Source organism: Streptomyces celluloflavus, from assembly GCA_000720995.1.
Classification (GTDB): Bacteria; Actinomycetota; Actinomycetes; order Streptomycetales; family Streptomycetaceae; genus Streptomyces; species Streptomyces celluloflavus.
Genome location: JOEL01000046.1, coordinates 40,399 through 51,232 on the forward strand (window position 1 = coordinate 40,399; position 10,834 = coordinate 51,232).

Genomic DNA, 10,834 nt, shown 5'->3' on the forward strand with positions numbered 1-10,834 from the left:
TCACTCCTTGTGGGAGAGGGCGCGGACGGTGCGGGAGGGGCTCGGCCGGCCCAGGACTTCGGCCATCCACACGCTGGTGGCGGTGAGACGGTCCAGATCGACGCCGGTCTCGATGCCGAGGCCGTGCAGCATCCACACGAGGTCTTCGGTGGCGAGGTTGCCGGTGGCGCTCTTGGCGTACGGGCAGCCGCCGAGGCCGCCCGCCGAGGCGTCGACGGTGGTGACGCCGTGCTGGAGCGCGGCGAAGGTGTTGGCGAGCGCCTGGCCGTAGGTGTCGTGGAAGTGCACGCCGAGCCGGGAGGTGGGCACGCCCGCCTCGTTGAGGGAGGCCAGCAGGGTCTGGACGTGGCCGGGGGTGGCGACGCCGATGGTGTCGCCCAGGCTCAGCTCGTCGCAGCCCAGGTCCAGCAGCGCCCGGCAGACCCGCACCACCCGCGCGATGGGCACCGGGCCCTCCCAGGGGTCGCCGAAGCACATCGACAGATAGCCGCGGACGTGCACCTTGGCGTCCTTCGCCCGGTCCACGACCGGCGCGAACATCGCCAGCGCCTCGTCGACCGTGCGGTTGAGGTTGGCCTTGGCGAACGACTCGGTGGCGCTGGCGAACACCGCGATCCGGCGGGCCCCCAGGGCGAGCGCGCGGTCCAGCCCGCGCTCGTTGGGCACCAGGACGGGCAGCCGGTGCGGGTCGAGGTCGCCCAGCAGCGGGAACAGCTGCTCGGCGTCGGCGAGTTGGGGCACCCACCGGGGGTGCACGAAGCTGGTGGCCTCGACGAGCGGCAGCCCCGCGGCGGCGAGCCGGTGGATGAACTCGGCCTTGATCTCGGTGGGGACGACGGTTCCTTCGTTCTGGAGGCCGTCGCGGGCCCCCACCTCGTGGATGCGCACCCGGGTGGGCAGCCCCTCCACGGCGACTTCCATGGGCAGTCCGGCAGCGGTCATGACGCCTCCTCGCGCGTGTCGTCGGGGGTGGACCCGTGCGGGTCGACGACGGCCAGGACCTGGTCCATGGCGACCGTCGCGCCCGCGGTGACGTCCAGTTCGGTGACGGTCCCGGCGTGCGGTGCGGCGATGACGTGCTCCATCTTCATTGCCTCCACCACCAGCAGGCCCTGGCCCGCGGTGACCTCGTCGCCGACGGCCACCTTGACGACGGTGACCGTGCCGGGCATCGGGGCGGTCAGCGCGTCCGCGGTGTGTGCCCCGGCGGCCCCGCGCAGCGTCGCCGCCACCGGGTCGTGGTCCTGGACGTGCCAGGCGTCGCCGTCCCGGCCGAGCCAGTCGCCGGCGCGGTGGAAGGTGTGCAGGACGCCGTCCACGGTCACCCGCACCCGGTCCGGTGTCACCTGGCCCGCTGCCGCGTCGGGCCGCACGTCGCAGGGGACCGGGTCGTGGCCCGCCACCCGCAGCCAGTGCCGGACCGGGGCCGCCTCGCCGCCGAGCCGGAAACCGGTCGGCGCGGCGAACGGGTCGCGCCAGCCGCCGTCGGGCACGGCCGGTTCGAGGGCGGCCTGCCGGACCGCGGCCGCCGCCGCGTAGACCTCGGGCGGCACCTCGCGCTCCACCAGGCCGGCCGCCTCGCGCTCCACCAGGCCGGTGTCCAGGACGCCCGCCACCACGTCCGGATGGGCCAGCAGCCGGCGCAGGTAACCGGCGTTGGTGGTGACGCCGAGGGTGACGGTGGCGGCGAGCGCGGCGCGCAGCGCGCGCAGCGCCGCCGGCCGGTCGGGGCCGTACGCGATGACCTTGGAGAGCATCGGGTCGTACAGGCTGCCGACCGCCGCGCCCGGTGACAGGCCGGAGTCCGTGCGCACCCCCTCGCCCTGCGGTTCGCGCAGCAGGCGGACCGTGCCGCCGGTCGGCAGGAAGTCGCGGGCCGGGTCCTCGGCGCAGATCCGGGCCTCGACCGCGTGCCCGGTCAGGGTGATGTCCTCCTGGGTGAACGGGAGGCGCTCACCGGCCGCGATCCGCAGCTGCCACTCCACCAGGTCGAGGCCGGTGACGTACTCGGTGACCGGGTGCTCCACCTGGAGGCGGGTGTTCATCTCCATGAAGTGGTACGCGGAGGCGTCCTTGCCCGGGACGATGAACTCGACGGTGCCGGCGCCGCGGTAGCCGCAGGAGCGGGCCGCCCGGACGGCCGCCTCGCCCATCGCGGCGCGGGTCGCCGCGTCGAGCAGGACGGACGGGGCCTCCTCGACGACCTTCTGGTGGCGGCGCTGGAGGGAGCATTCGCGCTCGCCGAGGTGGAGGACGGTGCCGTGGCCGTCGGCCAGGATCTGGATCTCGATGTGCCGGGGGCGGTCGATCCAGCGCTCGACGAGGAGGGTGTCGTCGCCGAAGGAGCCGCGGGCCTCGCGGCGGGCGGCGGCGATCTCCTCGCCGAGCAGCGCCGCGTCCCGGACCAGCCGCATGCCCTTGCCGCCGCCGCCCGCGGACGGTTTGAGCAGTACCGGCATGCCGATCTCGCGGGCGGCGGCGGCCAGTTGGGCGTCGCTCAGGCCGCTGCCCGAGGAGCCGGGGACGACCGGCACCCCGGCCGTGCGCACCGTCTCCTTGGCGCGGATCTTGTCGCCCATCAGGTCGATGGCCTCGGCGGACGGGCCGATGAAGACCAGCCCGGCGGCCGCGCAGGCGCGGGCGAAGGCGGCGTTCTCGGCGAGGAAGCCGTAGCCGGGGTGGACGGCCTGGGCGCCGCTGCGGGCGGCGGCGGCCAGCAGCCGGTCGGCGGACAGATAGCTCTCGGCGGCCGGTGCGGGGCCCAGCCGGACGGCCGTATCGGCCTCCCGGACGTGCCGGGCGTCCGCGTCCGCGTCGCTGAAGACGGCGACCGAGCGGATGCCGAGCGCGCGCAGCGTACGGATGACGCGGACCGCGATCTCGCCGCGGTTGGCGACCAGGACGGTGTCGAACATGGTCGTGGGCATGGCGGTGCTCGTCCCTGTGGGCATCCCTGTAGACATCCCTCGTGTGTCCGGTATTCCTGCGGTGTCCGGCACGGCGCTCACATCCGGAAGACGCCGTAGCCGGGGGCCGCGCCGTCCCTGGCGGGGAGCGGGGCGTTGGCGCAGGCGGTGAGCGCCAGACCCAGCACCTGCCGGGTCTCCAGCGGGTCGATCACGCCGTCGTCCCAGAGCCGCGCGGTGGCGTAGTAGGCGTTGCCCTGGGTGTCGTACTGCTCGCGGATCGGGGCCTTGAAGGCGTCCTCCTCCGCGGCGCTCCACTCCTCGCCGCGCGCGTCCAGCTGATCGCGTTTGACGGTGGCGAGGACGGACGCGGCCTGTTCGCCGCCCATCACGGAGATCTTGGCGTTCGGCCACATCCACAGGAAGCGCGGGGAGTAGGCCCGGCCGCACATGGAGTAGTTGCCCGCGCCGTAGGAGCCGCCGATGACGACCGTCAGCTTGGGGACGCGGGTGCAGGCGACCGCCGTCACCATCTTCGCGCCGTGCTTGGCGATACCGCCCGCCTCGTAGGAGCGGCCGACCATGAAGCCGGAGATGTTCTGGAGGAAGAGCAGCGGGATGCCGCGCTGGTCGCACAGCTCGATGAAGTGGGCGCCCTTCTGGGCGGATTCGGAGAACAGGATGCCGTTGTTGGCGACGATCCCGACCGGATGGCCGTGCAGATGCGCGAAGCCGGTCACCAGGGTCGTGCCGTACTCGGCCTTGAACTCCGCGAAGCGGGAGCCGTCGACGAGCCGGGCGATCACCTCGCGGACGTCGTAGGGCGTACGGGAGTCCGCGGGCACCACGCCGTAGAGACCGGCCGGATCGACCGCGGGCTCCTCGACGGGCCGCACGGTCCAGGGCAGCGGGGCGCGGTCGCCGAGGGTGGCGACGATGGTGCGGACGATGCGCAGCGCGTGCGCGTCGTCCTCGGCGAGATGGTCGGTGACGCCGGAGGTCCGCGCGTGCACCTCGCCGCCGCCGAGCTCCTCGGCGGTGACGACCTCGCCGGTGGCGGCCTTCACCAGCGGCGGCCCGCCCAGGAAGATCGTCCCCTGGTCGCGGACGATCACCGCCTCGTCGCTCATCGCCGGGACGTACGCGCCGCCGGCCGTGCAGGAGCCGAGCACCGCGGCGATCTGCGGGATGCCCGCGCCGGACATCCGCGCCTGGTTGTAGAAGATCCGCCCGAAGTGCTCACGGTCGGGGAAGACCTCGTCCTGCATGGGCAGGAAGGCGCCGCCGGAGTCGACGAGATACAGGCACGGCAGGCGGTTCTCCAGGGCGATCTCCTGGGCCCGCAGATGCTTCTTGACCGTCATCGGGTAGTACGTGCCGCCCTTGACCGTGGCGTCGTTGGCGACGATCACCGTCTCCCGGCCGGAGACCCGTCCGATACCGGCGATCACCCCGGCGGCCGGCGCCGCCCCGCCGTACATCCCGTCCGCCGCCAGCGGCGACAGCTCCAGGAACGGCGAGCCGGGGTCCAGCAGGGCGTCCACCCGGTCCCGGGGCAGCAGCTTGCCGCGCGCGGTGTGCCGTGTCCTGGCGCGCTCGCCGCCGCCCAGCCGGGCCGCCGCGAGCTTTTCGCGCAGCCGTGCGGCCAGCTCGCGGTGCGCGGCTTCGTTGGCCTGCCAGGAGCCGGGCGCCGCCTCGCCGCCCGGACCGCGTCCGGCGGGACCTGCGTCGCTCTCCAGCACCGGTGCCTGCTCCATCAGTACGAGCCCCCTTGCTCGGTCGTCGGCCCGCTCGCCAGGGCCGCCGCCGCGCGGCCCCCGCGGATGCGGCCGGGCGCGCGGTTAATGGGCGTTAACCGCCCGTCGCTTTCAGGTTAACGAGCACTAACCCGGCTGTCTACAATTGGCCTCATGAGTCCTGCGCACGCCTCCGCCTCCACCAGCCGCCGCGAGCAGATCCTCAAGGAGGCGGCCCGGCTCTTCGCGGAGCGCGGCTTCCATGGTGTCGGGGTGGACGAGATAGGGGCGGCCGTGGGGATCTCGGGCCCCGGCCTCTACCGCCACTTCGCGGGCAAGGACGCGATGCTCGCCGAACTGCTGGTGGGGATCAGCGAGCGGCTGCTGGACGGCGGCCGGATGCGGATCGCGGAGGGCGGCGAGAGCCCCGAGGCGGTCCTCGACGCGCTGCTCGACGGCCATATCGACTTCGCACTGGACGACCGGCCGCTGATCACCGTGCACGACCGGGAGCTGGACCGGCTGCGGGAGGCCGACCGCAAGCGGGTGCGGCAGTTGCAGCGGCAGTACGTCGAACTCTGGGTGGACGTGGTGCGCAAGGTGCACCCCGGCGCCTCCGAGACGCAGTCCCGCGCCGCCGTGCACGCCGTCTTCGGCCTGCTGAACTCCACCCCGCACCTCGGGCGGCCGGGCGCGCTCCCGGGCCGTACGGAGATGGCGGAGCTGCTGCACCGGCTGGCGCTGGGGGCGTTCCGCGCGGTCGCGGCGGAGCCGGCGGCCGGGGCGTAGCGGGGGCGCGGGCGCCGGACGGTGGCGGGCGCCCGCGGTGCGGCGCCGTGACGGGGCGACCGGCACCTCTGGACAGCTTTGATGACCGGCCGGTAGCTTTCGCTGAGCAAGCGCTTAGGTGGCTGCGGCTGGACCGCGTACAAGAGGAGGACGTCCCATGCGTCGCACGGTGTTCAACGAAGATCATGAGGCGTTCCGCGAGACGATCCGCGCCTTCATCGAGGCCGAAGTGGTCCCCGTCTACGACCGGTGGATCGAGGCCGGCCAGGCGCCGCGCGACTTCTACAAGAAGCTGGGCGAGCTGGGCGTCTTCGGCATCGAGGTCCCCGAGGAGTACGGCGGCGCGGGCGAGCACGGCTTCAAGTTCAACGCGGTCATCACCGAGGAGTGCGCACGGGCCGGCGTCAGCTTCGGCGGCTCCAGCGTGCACACCGCCCTCTGCCTGCCCTACCTCCTCGCGTACGGCAACGAGGAGCAGAAGCGGCGCTGGCTGCCGCCGTTCATCTCCGGCGACATGATGACGGCCATCGCGATGACCGAACCGGGCACCGGCTCCGACCTCGCCGGGATGAAGACCACCGCCAAGCTCTCCGCGGACGGCACGCACTACGTCCTCAACGGCGCCAAGACCTTCATCACCGGCGGCGTACTCGCCGACCGCGTCATCGTCTGCGCCCGCACCGCGCCCCCGTCGGCGGAGGACCGCCGGGCCGGCATCACGCTGCTCGTCGTGGACACCACCTCCGAGGGGTACGCGGTCGGCCGCAAGCTGGAGAAGCTCGGCCTGAAGACCTCGGACACCGCCGAACTCTCCTTCACCGACGTCAAGGTGCCGGTCGAGGACCGCCTCGGCGAGGAGGGCAAGGCGTTCTCGTACCTGGGCCAGAACCTCCCGCAGGAACGGCTGGGCATCGCCGTCGGCGCCTACGCCCAGGCCGCGGCCGCCGTCCGGTTCGCCACGGAGTACGTCCGGGACCGCGAGGTCTTCGGCAAGACCGTCGCCTCCTTCCAGAACACCAAGTTCGTGCTCGCGGACTGCCGCTCCGAGGTCGACGCCATGGAGGCCGTCGTCGACCGGGCCCTGGAGGCGCACGACGCCGGCGAGCTGACCGCCGCCGACGCCGCCTCCGCCAAGCTCTTCACCACCGAGCGGGCCGCCGTCGTCATCGACAAGTGCCTCCAGCTGCACGGCGGTTACGGCTACATGCAGGAGTACCCCATCTCCCGGCTGTACGCCGACACCCGCGTCAGCCGGATCTACGGCGGCACCAGCGAGGTCATGCGCTCCATCGTCGCCAAGTCGATGGGCCTGTGAACACCGGCCGCACCCGTACCCGGCACCCCGCACCGAAAGCACCGCGTACGTGAACGACGCCCTGTGGTCCCTGCTCGAACTGCTCGACCTGGAGCGGATCGAGCAGGACATCTTCCGCGGACAGAGCCGCCCACCCGTCGCCCACCACCACCCCGGCATGAGGCGCTGCGCGCCGCCCCTCCTGTTTTCGGTCGTCACGCGCGTGTTCGGCGGGCAGGTCGCCGCCCAGGCGCTGGTCGCGGCCGGCCGGACGGTCCCCGCCGACCGCCCGCCGCACTCCCTGCACGCGTACTTCCTGCGGCCCGGCGACCCCGGCGCGCCGATCGTCTACACCGTCGACCGGATCCGCGACGGCCGCTCCTTCACCACCCGCCGGGTGGTCGCCGTCCAGCACGGCCAGCCGATCTTCCACCTCTCCGCCTCCTTCCAGGTGCCCGAGGAGGGGCTCGAACACCAGGAACCGATGCCGCCGGCACCGGACCCGCTGACCCTGCCCACCGCCGCCGAGCTGCTGCCGCGCTACGCCGACCGGTTCATCGGACCCGGCGTCACCGAACGGCTGCTGGAGGCGCGGGCCGCGGTCGATCTGCGGTATGTGGACGCGCCGCCGTACGGCAGCGTGGGCGAGGCCCGCGAGCCGCGCTCCCAGGTCTGGTTCCGTACCAACGGCACGCTCGACGACGCCGTCGCGGCGGGCGGCGCCCCGGCCCTCGCCCGCCCGCTGCTGGACATCTGCCTGGTCACCTACGTCTCCGACATGACCCTGCTGGACTCGGTGCTGCTCGCGCACGGCCGGGGCGGCTGGGCGGTCGGCGACGTGGTCGGCGCGAGCCTGGACCACGCGATGTGGTTCCACCGGCCGCTGCGCGCCGACGAATGGCTGCTCTACGACCAGGAGTCACCCACCGCCCAGGGCGGCCGGGGCCTGGGCCGGGGCCGGATCTTCACGGCGGACGGGCAGCTGGTGGTCTCGGTGATCCAGGAGGGCGTGATCCGGGTGCCGCGCGGATAGCGGCGCGGCGGATCGGGCGCCCCGGCCGGGGCCGGGGCCCGTCCGCGGCCGGCCGGTGCGCCTTCGGCGGCGTCCCGGCGGCGGGGGCGGCCGTCAGTGCAGACCGGCGGCGTCCAGGAGGTAGGCGGTCAGCGGGTCGTAGTAACGCGGGCTCAGGACATGGTCGTCCAGGGGGATGGTCACCTGGAGCGTGCCCTCGGCCTCGGCGAGGAAGAGCGCCGGGTCGTTGCAGTCGGCGAAGCCCACCGCCTCGATACCGCGCCGGCCCGCGCAACCCGCCCAGCCGTGATCGGCCATCACCAGCTCCGGCAGCGGCCGGCCCACCCGCTCCAGCCCGTCCAGGATCGCGGCCATCGGCTCGGGGGAGTGGGTGTGCCACAGCGTCGCACCGCGCTCCAGCATCGCCACGTCCCCGAACTGGAAGACCATGCCGTCGTCCGCCTGCAGCCCGTCCGGGATGACGACGATCTCGCAGCCGCGGGCGCGCAGCGCCTCGGCCGTGGCGCGGTGCACATCCAGCAGCCCGCCCGGGTGGCCGGTCGCGAACAGCACCCGCTGCCGGTCCGCCGCCGCCTTGCGCAGCACCGCGGCCGTACGCTCCAGGGCGTCCACCGTCAGCTCCGGGTCGATGGTGTCCTGGCCCTCCCGGTGGTGCGGATCGTCGCTCACCCCGCAGCGCTCCGCCATCACGGCGAGCACGTCCTGCTCGTCCGTCCACCGGTCGCCGAGCTCCAGCCCGAGCCAGTAGTGGCGGTCGCCGTTGGCGAGCTTGCGGTAGTGGGAGAGGTTGTTCTCGCGGGGGGTGGCGACATCACCGGCGATCCGGGTGCGTACGAGATGGTCGACGAGTTCGGCGCGCGTGGGGGCAGAGGGTATCGGCATGGGACCCATTGTGCCCGTACGGATTTGCGAAGGGCGGGGGCGTCGGGGGTGCGGGCAGCAGGGCTTCGGGACGCCGGGGGCGGGGCTCCGGGGGCGGGGGATCGGAGGCCGGGGGACCGCATACGGGCGGCCGTACCCGGGGGGCCGGGTTTCCGGCTCTCCGGGTTTCCGCGTTCCTGGGCTACTGGGCTACCGGGCTCCGGGCTTCCGCGGCCGGTGCCTGGCCGGAACGTCGAACGGGGTCCGCCGCATCCACACAATTGTCGATGTGCGGATTCCGTGGCCGCTCCTACCCTCGGCGTCATGACCACCGCATCCAGTGAGCCCGTGGGCCCCGTCGACTCCTCCCGTGTCCCGCGCTACGCCGGACCGGCCACCTTCGCCCGGCTGCCCCGCCTCGACGAGGTGTCCCGGGCCGATGTGGCCGTCGTCGGCGTCCCCTTCGACACCGGCGTCTCCTACCGCCCCGGCGCCCGCTTCGGCGGCAACGCCATCCGCGAGGCGTCCCGCCTGCTGCGCCCGTACAACCCGGCCCAGGACGCGTCCCCCTTCGCCCTCGCCCAGGTCGCGGACGCCGGTGACATCGCCGCCAACCCGTTCAACATCAACGAGGCCGTGGAGACCATCGAGGCGTCCGCCGACGCGCTCCTCGACACCGGCGCGCGCCTGATGACCCTCGGCGGCGACCACACCATCGCGCTGCCGCTGCTGCGCTCGATGGCCAAGAAGCACGGCCCGGTCGCGCTGCTCCACTTCGACGCGCACCTGGACACCTGGGACACGTACTTCGGCGCCGAGTACACCCACGGCACCCCCTTCCGCCGGGCCGTCGAGGAGGGCATCCTCGACACCTCCGCGCTCTCGCACGTCGGCACCCGCGGCCCGCTCTACGGCAAACAGGACCTCGACGACGACGCGAAGATGGGCTTCGGCATCGTCACCTCCGCCGATGTGATGCGCCGCGGCGTGGACGAGGTCGCCGACCAGCTCCGCCAGCGCATCGGCGACCGCCCCCTCTACATCTCCATCGACATCGACGTCCTGGACCCGGCCCACGCCCCCGGCACCGGCACCCCCGAGGCCGGCGGTCTCACCTCCCGCGAACTCCTCGAAATCCTGCGGGGGCTGGCGACCTGCAACCTGGTCTCCGCCGACCTGGTGGAGGTCGCCCCGGCCTACGACCACGCCGAGATCACCTCGGTGGCCGCGTCCCACACGGCGTACGAACTCACCACGATCATGTCGCGGCAGATCGCGGCGGCGCGGGGCTGAGTGCTGCCCGCTGCCCCTCCTTCCGTCCGAGTGCGGTCCGAGTACGGAGAGAGGGGCAGCGGTACGGGACGCGCTGTTCGGCGCGCGTTATTCGTTGTCGAGGAGGTACGACCAGGCTTCGGATTCGGCTCCGGTCTCGTCGATGAGCCACAGCGCTCCGGAGATGTGCTGCCGGAGCAGGTACTCCTCGTCCCTTCCCTCGACCGTTTCCCGGATGCGCAGTCCGGTGAGCCACTGCGCGACCATGGTGAGGAATTTCTCCAGGCCGGACGCGACCAGCAGGCCGTCGACGGGGTCGTCCGCCTCCCGGGGAACGCGCAGGACGTGCCCGGTGGTTCCGTCCAGGACCAGCGTGCCGCCCATCCACAGTCCGAGCCGGAAGAACGGGCCCTCGCTCTCCGGCTCGTCCGCTTCCTCGGGCCACTCGAACGCGCTCAGGAAGCCGTCCCAGTCCGGCGCGATGCGCAGACCGCTCTCGTTGAGCTCGGGCAGCCCCGGCTCCGCCAGGACGCGACGTGTGCCGTCGTCATGGAGGCCGGCGGGCAGGCGCTCGGGTGCGAACGTCCGGAAGGCGTCGGCGCCGACGACCGTCCGGAGGTCCGCCGGGCCGGGCGGCGAGGCGTCCACCGGAGTCGTGGGGCCGGGGGCGGCGTACGCACCGGACAGCGGTGCGCGCTGCGGTGGCTTCGCACCGTCGAACGCGTCGGCGGGGTGCAGGGCGAAGAGGCCGCCCGATCCGCCGAGGAACAGCAGGTCGCCGATCCGCAGCATGGGGCACCCGAGCAGGCTCGGGTGCGCGGAATCGGTGTCCGGGACGCGGTCTTGCAGCTCGGCGATCGTGGTGATGCGTTGGGGCTGGGGCTGGGGCTGGGGCCTGTCTCTTATACACATCTCCGAGCCCACGAGACTAAGGCGAATATCG

At 73.2% G+C, this 10,834-nt stretch carries 9 protein-coding genes; 4 read left to right on the plus strand and 5 right to left on the minus strand.

Annotation, left to right across the window (positions count from 1 at the left end):
- The 3 genes from IH09_RS29425 to IH09_RS29435 form a co-directional block, all read right to left on the minus strand.
- A complete protein-coding gene (locus IH09_RS29425) occupies positions 1–942 on the minus strand; it encodes a hydroxymethylglutaryl-CoA lyase (protein WP_052860554.1) in 942 nt (313 codons plus the stop codon).
- On the minus strand, positions 939–2,927 hold the full coding sequence (locus tag IH09_RS29430; protein ID WP_052860555.1) for an ATP-binding protein: 1,989 nt from the start codon (positions 2,925–2,927) through the stop codon (positions 939–941). The genes IH09_RS29425 and IH09_RS29430 overlap by 4 nt, the downstream gene beginning before the upstream one ends.
- A 77-nt stretch (positions 2,928–3,004) precedes the next feature.
- Positions 3,005–4,663 (minus strand): carboxyl transferase domain-containing protein, encoded by a 1,659-nt coding sequence (locus IH09_RS29435; protein WP_052860556.1) that lies wholly within the window; start codon positions 4,661–4,663, stop codon positions 3,005–3,007.
- A gap of 153 nt (positions 4,664–4,816) precedes the next feature.
- Here IH09_RS29435 and IH09_RS29440 point away from each other — a divergent pair, with 153 nt between their 5' ends.
- From IH09_RS29440 to IH09_RS29450, 3 genes are all read left to right on the plus strand, one after another.
- Positions 4,817–5,431 carry an SACE_7040 family transcriptional regulator gene (locus tag IH09_RS29440; RefSeq protein ID WP_052860557.1) on the plus strand — a complete coding sequence of 205 codons (615 nt, stop codon included), beginning with the start codon at positions 4,817–4,819 and terminating at the stop codon, positions 5,429–5,431.
- Between the two features lie 157 nt (positions 5,432–5,588).
- Entirely contained in the window at positions 5,589–6,746 is a 1,158-nt protein-coding gene (locus tag IH09_RS29445) for an acyl-CoA dehydrogenase family protein (protein ID WP_052860558.1), read from the plus strand.
- A 49-nt stretch (positions 6,747–6,795) separates the two neighbouring features.
- Positions 6,796–7,758, plus strand: a complete 963-nt coding sequence (locus IH09_RS29450; RefSeq protein WP_052860559.1) for an acyl-CoA thioesterase — start codon at positions 6,796–6,798, stop codon at positions 7,756–7,758.
- Between the two features lie 93 nt (positions 7,759–7,851).
- On the opposite strand, the gene IH09_RS29455 is transcribed toward IH09_RS29450, so the two are convergent.
- Positions 7,852–8,640, minus strand: a complete 789-nt coding sequence (locus tag IH09_RS29455; protein ID WP_052860560.1) for a phosphatase — start codon at positions 8,638–8,640, stop codon at positions 7,852–7,854.
- 303 nt (positions 8,641–8,943) lie between these two features.
- Here IH09_RS29455 and speB point away from each other — a divergent pair, with 303 nt between their 5' ends.
- Positions 8,944–9,912, plus strand: coding sequence for an agmatinase (gene speB, locus IH09_RS29460; RefSeq protein WP_052860561.1), 969 nt, complete (start codon positions 8,944–8,946; stop codon positions 9,910–9,912).
- Between the two features lie 87 nt (positions 9,913–9,999).
- On the opposite strand, the gene IH09_RS29465 is transcribed toward speB, so the two are convergent.
- Positions 10,000–10,803 (minus strand): SUKH-4 family immunity protein, encoded by an 804-nt coding sequence (locus IH09_RS29465; RefSeq protein ID WP_190233444.1) that lies wholly within the window; start codon positions 10,801–10,803, stop codon positions 10,000–10,002.
- Between the last annotated feature and the right edge of the window lie 31 nt (positions 10,804–10,834).

What these genes read in the sequence shown, in the direction of transcription:
- IH09_RS29425 (WP_052860554.1), bottom strand. Translation starts at nt 942, where the DNA reads ATGACCGCTGCCGGACTGCCCATGGAAGTCGCCGTGGAGGGGCTGCCC.
- IH09_RS29430 (WP_052860555.1), bottom strand. Translation starts at nt 2,927, where the DNA reads ATGCCCACGACCATGTTCGACACCGTCCTGGTCGCCAACCGCGGCGAG.
- IH09_RS29435 (WP_052860556.1), bottom strand. Translation starts at nt 4,663, where the DNA reads ATGGAGCAGGCACCGGTGCTGGAGAGCGACGCAGGTCCCGCCGGACGC.
- IH09_RS29440 (WP_052860557.1), top strand. Translation starts at nt 4,817, where the DNA reads ATGAGTCCTGCGCACGCCTCCGCCTCCACCAGCCGCCGCGAGCAGATC.
- IH09_RS29445 (WP_052860558.1), top strand. Translation starts at nt 5,589, where the DNA reads ATGCGTCGCACGGTGTTCAACGAAGATCATGAGGCGTTCCGCGAGACG.
- IH09_RS29455 (WP_052860560.1), bottom strand. Translation starts at nt 8,640, where the DNA reads ATGCCGATACCCTCTGCCCCCACGCGCGCCGAACTCGTCGACCATCTC.
- speB (WP_052860561.1), top strand. Translation starts at nt 8,944, where the DNA reads ATGACCACCGCATCCAGTGAGCCCGTGGGCCCCGTCGACTCCTCCCGT.
- IH09_RS29465 (WP_190233444.1), bottom strand. Translation starts at nt 10,803, where the DNA reads ATGTGTATAAGAGACAGGCCCCAGCCCCAGCCCCAGCCCCAACGCATC.